Raw genomic sequence first — 15,738 nt, forward strand, 5'->3', positions numbered from 1 at the left:
TCCAGGTACAAGAACAATAATGAGGAATTGCTCATGACGCAGGTTCAGCAACGCGGCGTGGAGGATATCCAGCCAGGCTCCCCGGTCGGTACGCGGCGAGTGCCGGTGGGGTCGCCGGTCTACAACGATGTGGTGACCTTCCTTTACGAGGAGGCCACCTTGCTCGACCAGATTCGCCTTCAGGAATGGGCCGAGCGCCTGGACACGGATCTGGTGTACACCGTGCCGCTGCGCCAGACGCGCCTGGCTTCGGAATTGAAAACCACAATCGTGCGCAGCGTGCAGCACTACCATGACGACTACCGCTCAATGATGGGACGCATCCTGCGCTTGTCCGGCAAGAGCGCCTGGGCAGAAGATCCGCCCTCGCGTACGCGTCGGCTGGTGACCAACGTGTTCGTGGAAGAGACGGAGAAATCCGACGAGTTCGTGGTGACCAGTTACCTGTTGCTGACCCGAAGCCGTTTCAAGGACCACCACGTGGACATCATCAGCGGCGAGCGGCGCGATGTACTACGGCTGGGTGCTACCGGGTTCAAGCTGGCACGGCGTGAGGTCATTCTGGACCAGGCGGTACTGGGTACACCCAACCTCGCTATCTTCCTCTAGGTAATGAGCCTGCGGCCAGGCGGTGTATCACGCCGTAGGGCCGTCGGGCCAGGCATGTAGCCATGTCTGGTCCTGGGCGCACAAGGCCTGCGGCTCGTCGCTGAAATCCAGCGTCGAGCCCTTCATGCGCAGAGCCCGTTCCGCGCGTTCCGCTTGCTGGCTGTAGCAGCGACCGCTGCTAGTGGCGTGGACCTGCTCGTCAAGGTTATAGGCGCGTCCCATCGAGATGAGGGTGCAGCGACGCAGAAGCAGCGCCGCTTCGGCGACGTCTTCGCTTAGGGTGCCGAGTGCCCAGCGTGCCATACCTTCGCGAAGGTTGACGCCGGCATAAGGCGATGGGCTTTCGATCATCGTGCCGTTGATTTCCCAGTTCAGGACCAGCCCATCGTCGCGTGTCAGGCGTGCGCGGGTACGGCCGTCGATACGCGCCCCGACCTGAATCTCGTAGCGTCGCCGACAGATGCCGCGGGCAGCAGACGCGATAGCCAGGCCGGCAAGGTCGAGCAGGTGGGTGCACTGATGGCTGGCGTCGGTTTGCCGGGTTACCGTATGCGCAATCCGCGCCAGCGGCATGTCCACCAGTGCCTGCAGTTGATCGCATGCCTGCGGGCACAGGGAATAGGGGTAGCGCAGCGCTTCGCCACCGATGGCCGTGACCTGGCCCGCGCAGTGGTTGGCCCATACGCGAAAGTGATGAAAGTCGTCCTCCAGCGCCGCACGAACGTGGTCTGCGCTGGCAGTAATGTCTACGCGGCGTCGAAAAGCAGTCATCTTGGCGTCCTTGTGCAAGGGGTGTGAGGGGGCGCTGAAATCAGCTATATTTGAACACTAAATACTATTATGTTCACTAAAAACAAGAAAAGGAGCGGTTATGGCCCTGCTGAACGAACAGGTCGCGCTGATTACCGGCGCCGGTGGCGGGATTGGTCGAGGTATCGCGCTTAATTTCGCCAAGGAGGGGGCTGCGGTAGTGGTCGCCGAACTGGATGAGCTCAGCGGGGAAGCTGTGGTGGCGGAGCTCAAGGCGCTTGGCGCCAGGGCGGTGTTCATCCGAACGGACGTGTGCAGCAAAGCTGATATCGAAGCTGCTGTGAAATTGGCCGTCGATGAGTTCGGTGGCCTGGACATACTGGTCAACAACGCGTTCGCGCCCACACCCAACGTGCTTCTGGAAGACAAGACCGACGCCATGCTCGAGCAGACCCTGGGTTCGACCGTGTGGGCAGCCTGGTGGGCGATGAAGGCGGCGCTCCCGCACATGAAGGCGCGTGGCGGCGGCAAGATCATCAATTTCTACTCGATCGATATCGAGATCGGTGCCTGGCTGCATGGCGACTACAACACGGCAAAGTCGGCCATCGTCGGGCTGACCCGCAGCGCTGCCTCCGAGTGGGGGCGCTTCAACATTCGCACCAATGCCATCGCACCCACCGCGATGGGCGCCACTTTCCACAAGCTGGCGGCAGAAAACCCCGGTTTCGCTGAAATGTCCGCTTCCATGCGCCCGCTAGGGCGTTGTGGCGAGCCCGAAGCTGATATCGGCCCGGTGGTAGTCTTCCTGGCCAGTGAGATGTCGCGCTTCATTACCGGTGAAACCATTCACGTCGACGGCGGATTGCACCTGCCTGGCTACAATTCTCGCCCCAAAGGCATTTCCGTGCGCGAATACTGAAGGAGCAAATGAAAAGCGCGGCGAGTGCCGCGCTTTTTTTGTGCCGGGTACAACCGCTACTTCTTTGCAACGCTGATCGAAGTGGTTTCCAGGTCCCATGTTGCAAGGGTTTTGCCTTCGTCGCGCAGCAGGTATTTCAACACTCGGCCCTGCGGGTTCTTCGGCAAGCTTCCGCGAAACTCGATATAGCGAGGCAGGGCGTAGTAGGGCACTGAATCCACTGCCCAATGGAACAGATCTTCGGGCTGCAGCGTGGCGCCTTCATGCAATACCGCCGTGACTTTCACATCATCCTCACCCTTGTCGGATGGCACCGCATGGACCGCTACCTCGGCCAGCGCCGGGTGTACGCTGAAGGCGGCTTCCATTTCGAAGCTGGAGATGTTCTCGCCGCGGCGGCGCAGGTAGTCCTTTTTGCGGTCCACAAAGTAGAAGAAGCCGTCATTATCGAATTTGCCGATGTCGCCGGTGTGGAACCACATGTTGCGCATCAGTTTCTGGGTGTCCTCGGGCCGGCGCCAGTAGCCTTGGAACATGATGTCCGGGCGCTGCGGGCGTACCACGATTTCACCGGCGGTTTCGGGTGGTACCTCCTGGTCCAGGTCGTCGACGATGCGTACATCGAAGTCGGCAATGCGTTTGCCCGAGGATCCCGGCGCGGCGTATTCGCCGGCGGCCAGCGAGGTGATCACGCAGGCTTCGGTAAGTCCATAGCCATTGCCGCCTACCAGGGGCGTGCCGAAGCGTTCTCGCCAGATCTTTTTGGTTTCTTCGGTATAGGGGTTGCCGCGAGCGGTGTGTATCTGCCCCACGCAGCGCAACATGGCTTCGTTGTCGGGCGCCTGGGCGAGCAAGCCGCCCATCCCGCCGAGAATCGAGGCGATGGTGGCACCCGAGCGCTCCACCTCCTGCCAGAAACCTGACACCGAGAAACGCGGCAGGATGGCAGCGCGTGCACCTACCAGGATGCTGGCGATGATCGACACGCACAGGGCGTTCATGTGGAACAACGGCAGCGGCGTGATGGTGACGTCGTCGGCGCTGGCAGGGCCGGCGCGCAATTGAAGGCGAGCCAGGTTGCACATGAAGTTGTAGCTGATCATGCAGCCTTTGGACGGGCCGGTAGTGCCCGAGGTATAGATCAGGCAGGCGAGGTCGGACGGTTGCGGCTTGTTGGCGAGTGGGGTGGTGTCCTGGCCGCGGAAGCGGTCCAGTGTCGTGATGCGAATCGGGCACTCGACCACGCTATCGAGCGCACCGCGGTGCAGAATGTGGTGCACGTCATGCAGTTGTTCTGCCAGCGGTGTGATGCGCTTTAGGTAGGCTGCCTCGCAGATCACCAGCGAGGTGCCGGTGTCGACGATCTGGTGTCGCAAAAACTCGCCTTTGAGCGCGGTGTTGATCGGCACGCTCACCGCACGCAATTTGTTGATGGCCAGCCAGGTGATGACCGCATCGATGTTGTTATCGAGCATGGTCAGCACGGTTTCACCCGGCTTGATCCCGAGCGTGGCCAGGGCATTGGCCATTTTGGTGGAAAGTGAGTCAACCTCGTCGTATGTGTACAACTCACCGCTGAAATCCAGCAGTGTACGCTCTGGATGCCTTGCCACCGCGCGTTCTAGCGCGTCGATGACCGTGTCTCGTTCTCCTACTGCCCAGGTTTCTGGATTTCCACTGCTGCCCATGAATTTTCTCCGTTTAGGCGCCCGCAAGTGCTGGCCTGCCTGATTTTTATTTTAAATAAAGAATTGGATTCTAAATGTAAAATCTAGAATTGTCTTTAGCGTTAAGTTGAACATATACGGTTATTTATGCACAGATTCTATGCTAACGTGACCTCATCTCTACTCTCGACGAGCCTGCAAGTCCATGCCAAAAAACGCTACCCAGCAGGCAGAAGCGCCTAAGGCTGCTGCCAAATCCAGAAAAAAGACCGCGCCTGACGCCCCCGCGGGCGGTGCCAAGGCAGCCAAGACCGTTGAGCGGCGCAACGGCCCGGCGGCTGCAGTCAACAAGGTCAAGCCGAATCGTCGCTCGGAAGAAACCATCGCCAACATTCTCAAAGCGACCGAAGAAGTGGTGCTGATGTCGGGCGCCGACCGCATCTCCATTCTTGACGTGTGCCAGGTCGCGGGTGTCTCGCGCGGTACCTTCTATCGCTATTTCTCTTCCCAGGAAGACCTGCTGGACACGTTCTCGCGGCACAAGCGCGAAAGCTTCCACACTTCGCTGTCGCAGGAGCTGGGTCACATCAGTGACCCGGAAGCTCGCTTGAACGCACTGTTCGCCTACCTTGACAACTACCTCGAGCAAAGCCGCGCGCGGCGCCTGCTGGTGGTCGCGCCAGATTATGCGCTGGGCTTTTTCCGGCGGATTTTCCACGACTCGATCGTGCGCTTTCAGGATGGTCTGGGCATCGTTTTCGATGACTGGGACGACCGTCTGGGCGTGCGTCTGGACCGGGAGCTGATCTGCGAGATGATCATTCGCTATGTGTTGAGCGAAATTCTGGTGCCGGAAGCCGCAGGGCGCCGACTGTTCCCGGTACGTGTGAAAAAGCTCCTGGGCGCGTTGATCATGGGGTCCACCTCGCGGACTCGCCGCTGATACGTGCTTTCGCTCTTCTGTACAGCCAAAGCCCCCGCCAATCGGGGGCTTTTTTATTGCCTGTGGAAAATCCTCCCTCGTGCTCTTGCTCTTGTTGCCCTGCTGCGAGCTCCTCCGTCGTGACGGCTGGCGGGCTCTGCACCAGGGGTTTCGGCACGGACAAAAAATAATATGAACAGAATTTTGATTTCTGCTCAAATTAATTTTAAGCTCTGGCCTGGTAGCGAGCCTTGCTGTTCCCCTTCTCGCGTCGGTTGACCGTGACCGCGCAAAGGCACCGCGCTGCAAACCAACAAAAAAGTGCCAACTTCGAGGTACCTGCACATGCTTATCGATCTGCACGCTCACGCACCCCATCCGGGCTACTACAACCAGCACCCGCACTGGGGGCCGTTCTTCGAACAGCACGCCGATGGCGATATCAAACTGCGCGTGGGGGAATGGATTCTTGGGCTCGGGTCGCCTGAGCGTAAGGCTGCCGTGCGCTCGGGCAACGGTCCCAAGCTTGAGGAATACTTCGCGCGCTGGGCGGACCCGAAAGTCCGCCTGGCCGGCATGGACGCGGCAGGGCAGAACCTGCAGGTGATCTCGGTGCCGTCGCACTGCTACATGTACTGGACCGAAGCCGAGTTCGCCGTGCCGTTTGCACGTACCGTCAACACCACGCTGGCCGAGTACTGCTCGGCGGCTCCGGACCGTCTGATGTTCTGGGCTCATGTGCCGTTGAACGCACCAGAGGCGGCGGCCGCTGAACTGCGTTATGCCTGCACCGAGCTGGGAGCCAAGGGCATGGTGGCCGGCGGCGCCAACTTCGGCGGGCTGGAGTTCGATTCGCCGGAGCTGGATGTGGTGTGGAGGACTCTCTGCGACCTGGACCTGCCGATGTTCATCCACGGCTACAACCAGTCAGTCACCTGGGGCAAGAACGCCAACGACGACCGTTACGAGACCACCGCCATTGTCGGCATGCAGTACGACGAGAGCCGCTGCTTCTGGAACCTGATTTGCGGTGGTGTGCTGGACCGCTTCCCCGACCTCAAGGTGTACATCACCCACGGCGGCGGCTACGTGCCGTATCAGCTCGGGCGCCTGGCCAAGACCAACGAGAACCTGGACGTCAAATACAACAAGAAGCCGCTGCTTGATTACATGAAGAACTTCTACTTCGACGTCGAGCTGCATGAGGTACCGATGCGCCAGGCGCTGGTCGATATCATCGGCGCCGATCATGTGCTGTACGGCAGCAACTTCGGCGGCAGCGACGCGGTACGCCATGACCTGACCCACGGCTTGAAGCTGTCGGATGCCGACCTGCGCAAGATCCGTTATGAAAACGCATGCCGCTTGCTGCACCTCGACCCCGCCAAGTTGGGCAAGGTAGGTGCCTGATGAAGCTGGCACGCTGTGAGCATCCTGCGGTCGGCATTTTCTGGGCCGTGGTCGATGTCGCCCAGGACCAGGTAACCCCTGTTTCCGGCGACTTCAGAGACTGGGCGCCGGCCGTTGCGGCGGGCCGGGGCATTAGCTCCGTGCGGCTTGCCGGCCCACCGCTGGCGCTGTCGGAAATCCGCTTGCTACCACCGATCGAACCGATCAACCGGGTGGTGGTGGCGGGCGCCAACTACGCCAAGCACCTGGTGGAGTTCGGGTTGAGCGCGCCGGCGCAGCCGGTGGCCTTCCTCAAGGCCTACGGCGCGCTGATCGGCGCGAGTGACCCCATACGCTTCCCGCCCTTGACCGAAGAACTCGACCACGAGGTTGAACTGGTGGCAGTGATCGGCACGGGCGAGATCGATGTCGAAAATCCGCTGGCCTGCGTGCTGGGTTACACCGTTGGCAACGACGTGAGTGCCCGCGACCTGCAGCGCAGCGGGCCGCCCGGAATTGGCATGGATCTGTTCGCCGCCAAGAGCCAGGACCAGACCACGGGCCTCGGCCCGTGGATCGTCACCAAGGACGAGTTTGCGCAAGGCTCCCCGCGGTTGCGCCTGACCTTGAAAGTCAATGGCGAGATTCGCCAGGACGGGTCCACCGCGGAGATGACCTGGGACGTGGGGCAGTTGATCCGCTTCGTGCAGCAACGCTCCAGCTTTGCCACGGGCGATGTCCTGTTCACCGGCTCGCCGGCGGGTGTCGGCATGGGCACTGGCCTGTATCTCAAGGAGGGCGACGTGGTTGAGGCCAGCGTCGAAGGCATCGGCACATTGCGAAATGTAGTCGGCAAAAAACCGCAGCTAATCGAGAACCACACATGAACGCCAACAACACAGAAAAAGTAGTGGTCGTGGGTGCAGGTCTGATGGGCACCGGCATCGCACATGCGTTCGCCAGTTCCGGTTTCGTCACCGTTCTGGTCGATACCAACGCGGCTTCGTTGACCCAGGCGCGGGCAAGCATCGAAAAAATCCTTGGCGATGGAGTGCGCCTGGGCAAGGTCAGCGAGGAACAGGCGCAGCGCTCGCTGGTCAACCTGCTGACCACCAGTGACCTGAACGAAGCCGCCAGCGGTGCGAACTGGCTGGTGGAAACTGTCTCCGAGCAATTGGCGGTGAAGCAGGCGGTCATCCGCCAGGCTGCTCCGCTGCTGGCCGCCGACGCCATCATTGCCACCAACACCTCAGCCCTGAGTGTGACCGAGATCGCCACGTCGGTAGATGCCGCCGAACGGGTCATCGGCATGCATTTCTTCAACCCGGTGCACAAGATGAAACTGGTGGAGCTGGTGCGTGGCCTGGCCACCAGCGACGAGGTGGTGGTGCGCACCCGCGCGTTGTGCGATCAGATCGGCAAAACCTCCATCATCGTCAATGAGTCGCCGGGGCTGACCACCAGCCGGATGTCGGCACTGTTGGGCAACGAGGCGATGTGGATGCTGCAGGAAGGCACCGCTACCGCCGAGGACATCGATACCGCATTACGGTTGGGCTTCAACCACCCGATGGGGCCGTTGGAGCTGGGTGACCTGACTGGCTGGGACACGCGGCTTTCGGTATTGCGCTATTTGCACCAGACGCTGGGCGAGAAGTTCCGTCCCTGCCCGCTGATCATCAAGATGGTTGCGGCCGGCCGCCTCGGACGCAAAACAGGGCAGGGCGTGTATCACTATGTCGACGGCAAGCAGGTCCCGGGGTCCGGGCTCAAGGCGAGTGCACTATGAGCGATGTCGTCATCGTTGATGCGGTGCGTACTCCCATTGGCAGGTTTCGCGGCAGCCTGGCGGGCGTACGCGCCGACCACCTGGGCTCGCTGGTGATCAGTCGCTTGCTCGAGCGCGTCGATGTTGCTCCCGAAAAAGTCGAAGATGTGATCTTCGGCTGCGTGACCCAGATCGGCGAGCAGTCGGCCAATATTGCTCGCACCGCGCTGCTGGGGGCAGGCTGGCCGGTCGGCATTCCCGGGCTGACCATCGATCGCAAGTGCGGCTCGGGTGAAGTGGCGGTGCATCTGGCCGCTGGCGCAATTGCCAGCGGTGCGGCGCAGGTTGTCGTGGCAGGTGGCGCGGAAAACATGAGCCGCGTACCTATGGGCAGCAACCGTGACCTTCATGGTGAGGCCTTCGGCTGGATGGCGGCGCAGCACTATGAGTTGACCAGCCAGGGTGAAGCGGCCGAGCGGATTGTCGACAAATGGTCGCTCAGCCGCGAGGCCCTGGATGACTTTGCCTTTGCCAGCCACCAGCGCGCCGCCGCTGCGTGCGACGCCGGGTATTTCGACAATGAAATCATTCCGGTCGTGGTCGATGACCTGAAGGAACGATCCCTGATCGAGCCTGCTGGTGTGTTGCGCCGGGATGAAACCATTCGCCGGGATACTTCGCGGGAAAAGCTGTCGACCCTCAAGACCAGTTTTCGTCCAGAGACGGGGCGCATCACCGCCGGCAATTCATCGCAGATTTCCGACGGCGCCGCCGCGCTTCTGCTGATGAATGCGGACACGGCGAAAAAGCTTGGGCTCAGGGCAAGGGCACGCATCCGTGCTTTCACCACGGTCGGCTCCGATCCCACCTTGATGCTGACCGGGCCGATCGCCGCCACCCACAAGGTGCTGGCAAAGGCGGGGTTGAACCTCGATGACATCGACTTGTTCGAGGTCAACGAAGCCTTCGCCTCAGTGCCGCTGGCCTGGATGTTGGAAACCGGCGTGCCTCACGACAAGTTGAACGTCAACGGCGGTGCCATTGCGCTGGGGCACCCTCTGGGGGCCAGTGGTGCGCGTCTGATGACCACTTTGCTCAATGAGCTCGAGCGCCGCGGTGCCCGCTTTGGCCTGCAGGCCATCTGCTGCGCTGGGGGCATGGGCACCGCCACAATCATTGAACGGCTCGATTGAAGTGGCCCGCCTGCCTCTGGTTGCCCTGGGCGACATGCCGCCCGCGTTGCAGGACGCGGTCGAGCGCGGGCAGCGCAGCCGCATGCTCAGTTCCATCACCCCGGTTCAGGTCTGGGCGCACCGCCCGGCGGCTGCCCTGGCCTGGCTGGGGCTGATGGAGTGCTTGCATGGCGATAGCCTGCTGTCCGAGCGCTTGCGCGAGTTGGTACGCCTGAAGATCGCCAGCATCACCACCTGCCAGGCCTGCCAACTGGCGCGCAAGTCGGACACCGTCACCGAACAGGACATCGCCTGCATGGCCAGCGACAGCGCGTGGTTCAGCCCCGAGGAAAGGGCGGCGCTGTGTTACGCGGAGTTGTTTGCCAGCGATTACCTGGCGATCGACGACCGGCATTTCAGCCAGCTCGCTGTGTATTTTTCTGCCGCGCAGATAGCTGAACTGGGCATGTACTGCGCTCTGATGCTGGCGGGCGGGCGTATGACGCTGGTGCAGCAAGCGTATTGAAGGCGGTCATGTATCAATTTAAGTGTTCAAAAAACCAGTATTTGTTCATTTGCATGTGAGTTGGGCCTGGCATTGAACCGCATAGAGGGCCCATACCAAGAAGCGATTAAAAATAATGACAATAAAACCGGAGATGATCATGTCCACACCGGCACAAAGCGACCTGACCAAGGCATTTTCCGATGTAGCCAGCAATTACCGTGGCACCAATGATATCGACCTGCATGCGACCTACCGCGACATGCGCGCCAATTCCCCAGTACTGCAAGACAACTTCATGGCGCGCCTCGGGGTGCCATCCATCGCCGGGCTGGACGCCACACGGCCTACCTTCACCTTGTTCAAGTACGACGACGTGATGGCCGTGATGCGCGATGCCGGCAACTTCACCAGCGGCTTTATCGCCGAGGGTCTGGGCGCCTTTTTCGATGGCTTGATCCTGACCGCGATGGATGGCGAGGCGCACAAGAACATCCGCAGCCTGCTGCAACCGGTGTTCATGCCCGATACCGTCAATCGCTGGAAAGAAACCCGGATCGACCGGGTGATTCGCGAGGAGTACCTCAAGCCCATGGTGCCGGCCAAGTCGGCCGACCTGATGGACTTCGCGCTGTATTTCCCCATCCGTGTGATCTATTCGCTGATCGGTTTCCCGGAAGACCGGCCGGAGCAGATCGAGCAGTACGCGGCCTGGGCGTTGGCGATCCTGGCGGGTCCTCAGGTTGACCCGGAGAAGGCCGCGGCGGCGCGTGGCGCGGCGATGCACGCCGCACAGGCGTTGTATGACGTGGTCAAGGACGTAGTAGCCGATCGTCGCGCGCAGGGCGGTACGGGCGACGACCTCATCAGTCGCCTGATCCAGGCCGAGTACCAGGGCCGATCCCTGGACGATCATGAAATCGCGACCTTCGTGCGTTCGCTGCTGCCGGCGGCCAGTGAAACCACCACCCGTACCTTCGGCACCCTGATGTCGCTGCTGCTCCAGCATCCTGAGGTACTGGAACGGGTTCGCAACGACCGCAGCCTGGTGAACAAGGCCATCGATGAAGCCGTACGCTTCGAGCCCGTAGCCACTTTCAAGGTTCGCCAGGCCGCCCAAGACCTGCAGATCCGCGGTGTATCGATTCCACGAGGGGCGATGGTGCAGTGCATTGTCACCTCCGCCAACCGCGACGAAGACGCCTTCGAAAATGCCGACACTTTCGATATCGACCGTAAGCCCAAACCCTCCTTCGGCTTCGGTTTCGGCCCGCACATGTGTATCGGCCAGTTCGTCGCCAAGACCGAGATCAACTGCGCGCTCAACGCGATTCTCGACCTGATGCCCAACATTCGCCTGGACCCGGACAAACCCGGGCCGGAGATTGTCGGTGCGCAGCTGCGCGGCCCGCATTATCTGCATGTGCTGTGGGATTGAAGCTGCCCCCGAGCGCCGTTGGCGGCTTTGCATGACAACGATAATTGAACACAATCAAAAAAAGTGTTTAATTAGTTTTGAATCTGCTCTATGCTTCATTCACAACAACAAGCCCGAATGCGAAGGGGATAGCCATGAAAGTTGAAGATCTGATTCTCGTCAGCGTCGATGACCACGCGATCGAGCCGCCCAATGCCTTTGCCCGCCACATGCCGGCCCGCTTCAAGGGGCGTGAGCCGCATGTGGTCAAGAAAGGCGAGCGTGACGTCTGGGTGTTCGAAGAGCAGGCCACCGGTTACATGGGCCTGAACTCCGTGGTCGGCCGGCCGAAAGAGGAATACGGCATGGAGCCGCTGGGCTACGACCAGATGCGTCGTGGTACCTGGAGCATCAAGGACCGCGTCGACGACATGAACGCCAACGGCGTGCTCGGCTCCTTGTGCTTCCCGACGTTCCCAGGCTTTGCCGGACAGCGCTTCCAGGTGCACGGCGACCGCGATGTGTCACTGGCCGCGATCCAGGCTTACAACGACTGGCACCTGCACGACTGGTGCAACGCCGCGCCAGGTCGTTTTATCCCGCTGATGATCGTGCCGTGGTGGGACATGCAAGCGGCGGTCGCCGAGGTCGTGCGCCTCGCCCGGCAAGGCGTGCATGCCGTCTCGCTGTCGGACAACCCGGCCATCCACGGCTACCCGTCGATTCACAGTGACTACTGGGACCCACTGTGGAAGGCGTGCAGCGACAACAAGGTGGTCATCTGCTGCCACATCGGCACCGGCGTGAAAGCGGACCACGCGTCTGACCTGTCGCCTATCGATGCGTGGATCACGTCCATGCCAATCTCCATCGCCAACTCGGCGGCTGACTGGATCTGGGCGCCGATGTGGAAAAAGTTTCCCGACCTGCGCATGGCTCTGTCCGAAGGTGGCATTGGCTGGGTGCCTTATCTGCTGGAGCGTGCCGACTTCACCCACCGCCATCACAACGCGTGGACCAATTCCAACTTCGGCGGGAAGATGCCCAGCGACATCTTCAACAAGCACTTCATCACCTGCTTCATCGAAGACAAATTCGGCCTCAAGAACCTGGATTTCCTCAACGCCGACATGGTCACCTGGGAGAGCGACTACCCGCACTCCGACTGCACCTGGCCCAACTCGCCGGAAACCGCGTGGGAGGGTCTGCAGCACCTGTCCAAGGACGTCATCGACAAGGTCACCCACCTGAATGCGATGCGCGAGTTTTCCTTCGACCCGTTCTCCATTCACGGTCGCGAAAACTGCACGGTCGGCGCGCTGCGGGCCCAGGCTACGCATGTCAGCATCGAGCCTGCCCTGGGCCTGGGCGGCGCCGACCACGGTCGCCATGACAACAAGCCGGTGACCTCTGGAGACATCAACGCGATGTTTGCCCAGGCTGACGCGCAAACCGCGTTGTAAGTCGCCGCCCTTGCTTCAGGCGTCGCGCATCGGCGGCAGGAGCAAGGGGCGGTTCTGTGGTCGCCCCACGCGGGGCGATTGCGCCTGTGTTCAGCGTTAGAGAGCGCATATGGCCATCAGTCAATTCAGCTACAGCTCCATTCCTCCCGAGGCCGAGGCACTTCGCGCGGACGTCCGGGAATTTATCAAGACTCATCTGGCCAATTACCCGCCGACCTTGCGTGCCCATTCCTGGATGGGTTTCGACGCCGGGTTCAGCAAGCAACTGGGCGCCCGCGGCTGGGTCGGCATGGCGCTGCCCAAAGCCTACGGCGGCGCCGCGGCCGGGCCGTTTGCCCGCTATGTGATCATCGAGGAACTGCTGGCGGCCGGTGCCCCCGTGTCGGCTCACTGGATTGCCGACCGGCAAAGCGGGCCGTTGATCAACCGCTTTGGCACGGAGGAGCAGAAGCAGCGCTACCTGCCTGCCATCTGCCGCGGTGAAAGCTACTTTTGCATCGGGATGAGCGAGCCCAATTCCGGTTCCGACCTGGCGTCGATCAAGAGCAACGCAGTGCGCGACGGGGACAGTTGGCTACTCAACGGGCAGAAGGTCTGGACCACCAACGCGCACCACTCGCAGTACATGATTGCCCTGGTGCGCACGGGTGAAAAACAGGCCGCGCGTCACGAGGGCATGTCGCAATTCATCGTAGACCTGAGCCTGCCCGGTATCACCATCCGGCCAATCCGCGACCTTGCCGGTGGAGAGCATTTCAACGAAGTGTTTTTTGACAACGTGCGCCTGCCGGGCGACGCGCTGATTGGCAGTGAAGGCAAGGGCTGGGAGCAGGTGACCGCGGAGCTTGCGTTCGAGCGCAGCGGTCCTGAGCGCTTTCTCAGTTGCATGGCGCTGCTCACCACCCTGATCGATGCATTGGGCAAGACACCTGATGCCTTGCAGGCACGGGAGGTCGGGCGTCTGACGGCCAGGCTGCTCACGCTGCGCAACATGTCCTTGTCCGTCACCGCGCAGTTGGCCGCGGGTGAGCATCCAGCCTGGGCTGCCTCTTGCGTGAAGGATCTGGGCAATGTGTTTGAACAGGAACTGCCGGAAGTCGCGCAGTTGCTGCTGGACGCCGAGCCGCGCCAGTCGGGTGGCAGCGAATACGCCCGGGTGCTGGCCTACCTGACACAGATGGCGCCGTCCTTTTCACTGCGTGGCGGCACGCGCGAGATTCTGCGCGGCATCATTGCCCGCGGGCTGGAGTTGCGATAATGCGCGAACTATTCGAAACGATGATCGAACGCCTGTTCGCCGACCTGGCAACGCCGGCCTACGTGCTCGGCTGCGAGGGCGGCGGGTGGCCGGCCCAATTGTGGTCTGCGCTGGACGATTCAGGCTTTACCCTGGCCGGCGCCCCCGAAGTACTGGGCGGCGCGGGGGCCACTTGGGCGGATATGTATGTAATGGTCCGTGCCGCCGGGCGGCATGCCGTGCCGGCCCCGCTGGGCGAGGCGTTGTTGGCCAACTGGCTGCTGGGCAAGGCCGGCCTCGAAGGGCGCGAGGGTGCCTTGAGCATCGCCGCTCGTGCCGAATTGAGCCTGGCCGATGGCTGCGTCAGCGGTATCGCTCGCGCCGTACCCTGGGGGCGCAACGTGGAGGCGCTGGTCGCCATCGCTACGACTGATACTGGCACTCCACAGGTGGTGCTGCTGCAGCGCAGTACGGCCAGCGAACTCACCCTCAGCCTCAACGTGGCCGGGGAGCCGCGTGACGACCTGGTCTTCCGTGGTGCGCGAGTGCTTGCCCACGCACAGCTTCCGGACCGACTCGGCGCCGATGTGCTGGAACTTGGGGGCGCCATGTTGCGCTCGGCGCAGACCGCCGGCGCTCTGCATGCGTTGCTGGAGATGACCGCCAGCTACGCGCGGGAGCGCAAGCAGTTCGGCAAGGCCATCGGCTCCTTCCAGGCCATTCAGCAACAGTTGGCGGTAATGGCCGAGCAGACGGCCGCTGCGGGCATTGCCGCTGAAGCGGCCTTTTGTGAGTCCGACGACGGGCTCGCGGCATTGACCATCGCCGTTGCGAAAATCAGCACTGCCGACGCCGCGAGCGTTGGTGCCGGTATCGGCCATTCGGTACATGGCGCCATCGGCTTTACCGAGGAGTATCCCCTTCACCTGCTCAGCCGACGGCTGTGGGCATGGCGCAGCGAGTTCGGCTCGGCCAGCCTCTGGAGCCAGCGCCTGGGCGCGCAGATTTGCCAGTGCGGCAGCGACGGCTACTGGCCGTTGTTGACCTGTCACGGTAAGCAACCTTTGACTGGCCTTGCGAGCAATCGGCTATGAACCCGTTTCTTCAGATCGAGCGCGAGGGCGGTATCGTCACCGTGCGCATGAATCACCCTGACACCCGCAACGCCCTGACCACGCCGGAGCAGATCCAGGAATTCGTTGACTTGTGCGCCGCGTTGCGTCGCGACACGTCCGCTCGAGTCATGGTGCTGACCGGTAATGGCAGCGCTTTCTGTGCCGGCGGCAACGTCAAGGACATGCACGAGCGTGGCGGCATCTTCGCGGGCTCGCCATATGAACTGCGCAACACCTACCGCGACGGCATCCAGCGCATCCCCCTGGCGCTGTACGAACTGGATATCCCGGTGATCGCCGCCGTCAACGGCCCTGCAATCGGTGCCGGCCTTGACCTGGCCTGCATGTGCGACATCCGCCTGGCGTCGACCTCGGCGGTGTTCGCCGAGAGTTTCGTGCGCCTTGGCATCGTGCCGGGCGATGGCGGCGCCTGGTTGCTGCCGCGGATTATCGGCGTGCCCAAGGCCAGCCTGATGTCCTTTACCGGCGATACGATCAATGCGGTCAAGGCGCTGGAGTGGGGGCTGGTCGAGCAGGTGTGCACGCACCAGACACTGATGGCCGAGGCGCGCTCGCTGGCCGAGCGTATCGCCAGCAACCCGGGTCACGCACTGCGTCTGTGCAAGCGCCTGCTGCGCGAAGGGCAGCATATGCGCCTGGATTCGCTGCTGGAGCTGTCGGCAGCCTATCAGTCGCTGGCCCACCATACCGAAGACCATCAGGAAGCCGTTTCGGCCTTTGTCGAAAAGCGAACCCCTGACTACCTCGATCGTTGACCGCATAAAGGCACAACCGACGGACT

At 61.8% G+C, this 15,738-nt stretch carries 15 protein-coding genes; 13 read left to right on the forward strand and 2 right to left on the reverse strand.

Annotated features, from left to right (window positions below; genetic code table 11):
• Window positions 1–33 precede the first annotated feature (33 nt).
• Complete coding sequence (locus CKW37_RS15290; protein WP_095156544.1) at window positions 34–609, forward strand: aromatic-ring-hydroxylating dioxygenase subunit beta; 576 nt, start codon at window positions 34–36, stop codon at window positions 607–609.
• A 27-nt stretch (window positions 610–636) separates the two neighbouring features.
• On the opposite strand, the gene CKW37_RS15295 is transcribed toward CKW37_RS15290, so the two are convergent.
• The gene (locus CKW37_RS15295; RefSeq protein ID WP_095156545.1) at window positions 637–1,380 is read right to left on the reverse strand and encodes a DUF2889 domain-containing protein; all 744 of its coding nucleotides are present in this window, start codon (window positions 1,378–1,380) and stop codon (window positions 637–639) included.
• A 100-nt stretch (window positions 1,381–1,480) separates the two neighbouring features.
• Between CKW37_RS15295 and CKW37_RS15300 the strand changes: the two genes are divergently transcribed.
• Window positions 1,481–2,281: an SDR family NAD(P)-dependent oxidoreductase gene (locus CKW37_RS15300; RefSeq protein ID WP_095156546.1), complete on the forward strand. Its 801-nt coding sequence runs from the start codon at window positions 1,481–1,483 to the stop codon at window positions 2,279–2,281.
• Between the two features lie 56 nt (window positions 2,282–2,337).
• On the opposite strand, the gene CKW37_RS15305 is transcribed toward CKW37_RS15300, so the two are convergent.
• Entirely contained in the window at window positions 2,338–3,969 is a 1,632-nt protein-coding gene (locus tag CKW37_RS15305; protein ID WP_095156547.1) for an ATP-dependent acyl-CoA ligase, read from the reverse strand.
• Window positions 3,970–4,153: 184 nt separating this feature from the next.
• Between CKW37_RS15305 and CKW37_RS15310 the strand changes: the two genes are divergently transcribed.
• The 11 genes from CKW37_RS15310 to CKW37_RS15360 all read left to right on the forward strand — a co-directional run bounded on the left by CKW37_RS15310 (window position 4,154) and on the right by CKW37_RS15360 (window position 15,712).
• Window positions 4,154–4,891 carry a TetR/AcrR family transcriptional regulator gene (locus CKW37_RS15310; protein ID WP_095156548.1) on the forward strand — a complete coding sequence of 246 codons (738 nt, stop codon included), beginning with the start codon at window positions 4,154–4,156 and terminating at the stop codon, window positions 4,889–4,891.
• A gap of 324 nt (window positions 4,892–5,215) precedes the next feature.
• On the forward strand, window positions 5,216–6,280 hold the full coding sequence (locus CKW37_RS15315; RefSeq protein ID WP_095156549.1) for an amidohydrolase family protein: 1,065 nt from the start codon (window positions 5,216–5,218) through the stop codon (window positions 6,278–6,280).
• Window positions 6,280–7,146, forward strand: a complete 867-nt coding sequence (locus CKW37_RS15320; RefSeq protein ID WP_095156550.1) for a fumarylacetoacetate hydrolase family protein — start codon at window positions 6,280–6,282, stop codon at window positions 7,144–7,146. Before CKW37_RS15315 ends, CKW37_RS15320 begins: the two co-directional genes overlap by 1 nt.
• Window positions 7,143–8,048 carry a 3-hydroxyacyl-CoA dehydrogenase gene (locus CKW37_RS15325; protein ID WP_095156551.1) on the forward strand — a complete coding sequence of 302 codons (906 nt, stop codon included), beginning with the start codon at window positions 7,143–7,145 and terminating at the stop codon, window positions 8,046–8,048. The genes CKW37_RS15320 and CKW37_RS15325 overlap by 4 nt, the downstream gene beginning before the upstream one ends.
• Window positions 8,045–9,220, forward strand: a complete 1,176-nt coding sequence (locus CKW37_RS15330; protein WP_095156552.1) for a thiolase family protein — start codon at window positions 8,045–8,047, stop codon at window positions 9,218–9,220. The genes CKW37_RS15325 and CKW37_RS15330 overlap by 4 nt, the downstream gene beginning before the upstream one ends.
• Before the next feature lies 1 nt (window position 9,221).
• Window positions 9,222–9,725: a carboxymuconolactone decarboxylase family protein gene (locus CKW37_RS15335; RefSeq protein WP_177454427.1), complete on the forward strand. Its 504-nt coding sequence runs from the start codon at window positions 9,222–9,224 to the stop codon at window positions 9,723–9,725.
• A 139-nt stretch (window positions 9,726–9,864) separates the two neighbouring features.
• Window positions 9,865–11,142, forward strand: a complete 1,278-nt coding sequence (locus CKW37_RS15340; RefSeq protein ID WP_095156781.1) for a cytochrome P450 — start codon at window positions 9,865–9,867, stop codon at window positions 11,140–11,142.
• 134 nt (window positions 11,143–11,276) lie between these two features.
• Complete coding sequence (locus CKW37_RS15345; RefSeq protein ID WP_095156553.1) at window positions 11,277–12,584, forward strand: amidohydrolase family protein; 1,308 nt, start codon at window positions 11,277–11,279, stop codon at window positions 12,582–12,584.
• 109 nt (window positions 12,585–12,693) lie between these two features.
• Complete coding sequence (locus tag CKW37_RS15350) at window positions 12,694–13,842, forward strand: acyl-CoA dehydrogenase family protein (RefSeq protein WP_095156554.1); 1,149 nt, start codon at window positions 12,694–12,696, stop codon at window positions 13,840–13,842.
• A complete protein-coding gene (locus CKW37_RS15355; RefSeq protein ID WP_095156555.1) occupies window positions 13,842–14,915 on the forward strand; it encodes an acyl-CoA dehydrogenase family protein in 1,074 nt (357 codons plus the stop codon). Before CKW37_RS15350 ends, CKW37_RS15355 begins: the two co-directional genes overlap by 1 nt.
• On the forward strand, window positions 14,912–15,712 hold the full coding sequence (locus CKW37_RS15360; protein ID WP_095156556.1) for a crotonase/enoyl-CoA hydratase family protein: 801 nt from the start codon (window positions 14,912–14,914) through the stop codon (window positions 15,710–15,712). The genes CKW37_RS15355 and CKW37_RS15360 overlap by 4 nt, the downstream gene beginning before the upstream one ends.
• Window positions 15,713–15,738 lie beyond the last annotated feature (26 nt).

It is taken from the genome of Pseudomonas sp. Irchel 3E13, assembly GCF_900187455.1.
Classification (GTDB): domain Bacteria; phylum Pseudomonadota; class Gammaproteobacteria; order Pseudomonadales; family Pseudomonadaceae; genus Aquipseudomonas.

Bases quoted from the DNA above. Each gene is read 5' to 3' on its own strand.
- CKW37_RS15290 (WP_095156544.1), top strand. From the start codon at position 34: ATGACGCAGGTTCAGCAACGCGGCGTGGAGGATATCCAGCCAGGCTCC.
- CKW37_RS15295 (WP_095156545.1), bottom strand. From the start codon at position 1,380: ATGACTGCTTTTCGACGCCGCGTAGACATTACTGCCAGCGCAGACCAC.
- CKW37_RS15300 (WP_095156546.1), top strand. From the start codon at position 1,481: ATGGCCCTGCTGAACGAACAGGTCGCGCTGATTACCGGCGCCGGTGGC.
- CKW37_RS15305 (WP_095156547.1), bottom strand. From the start codon at position 3,969: ATGGGCAGCAGTGGAAATCCAGAAACCTGGGCAGTAGGAGAACGAGAC.
- CKW37_RS15310 (WP_095156548.1), top strand. From the start codon at position 4,154: ATGCCAAAAAACGCTACCCAGCAGGCAGAAGCGCCTAAGGCTGCTGCC.
- CKW37_RS15315 (WP_095156549.1), top strand. From the start codon at position 5,216: ATGCTTATCGATCTGCACGCTCACGCACCCCATCCGGGCTACTACAAC.
- CKW37_RS15320 (WP_095156550.1), top strand. From the start codon at position 6,280: ATGAAGCTGGCACGCTGTGAGCATCCTGCGGTCGGCATTTTCTGGGCC.
- CKW37_RS15325 (WP_095156551.1), top strand. From the start codon at position 7,143: ATGAACGCCAACAACACAGAAAAAGTAGTGGTCGTGGGTGCAGGTCTG.
- CKW37_RS15330 (WP_095156552.1), top strand. From the start codon at position 8,045: ATGAGCGATGTCGTCATCGTTGATGCGGTGCGTACTCCCATTGGCAGG.
- CKW37_RS15340 (WP_095156781.1), top strand. From the start codon at position 9,865: ATGTCCACACCGGCACAAAGCGACCTGACCAAGGCATTTTCCGATGTA.
- CKW37_RS15345 (WP_095156553.1), top strand. From the start codon at position 11,277: ATGAAAGTTGAAGATCTGATTCTCGTCAGCGTCGATGACCACGCGATC.
- CKW37_RS15350 (WP_095156554.1), top strand. From the start codon at position 12,694: ATGGCCATCAGTCAATTCAGCTACAGCTCCATTCCTCCCGAGGCCGAG.
- CKW37_RS15355 (WP_095156555.1), top strand. From the start codon at position 13,842: ATGCGCGAACTATTCGAAACGATGATCGAACGCCTGTTCGCCGACCTG.
- CKW37_RS15360 (WP_095156556.1), top strand. From the start codon at position 14,912: ATGAACCCGTTTCTTCAGATCGAGCGCGAGGGCGGTATCGTCACCGTG.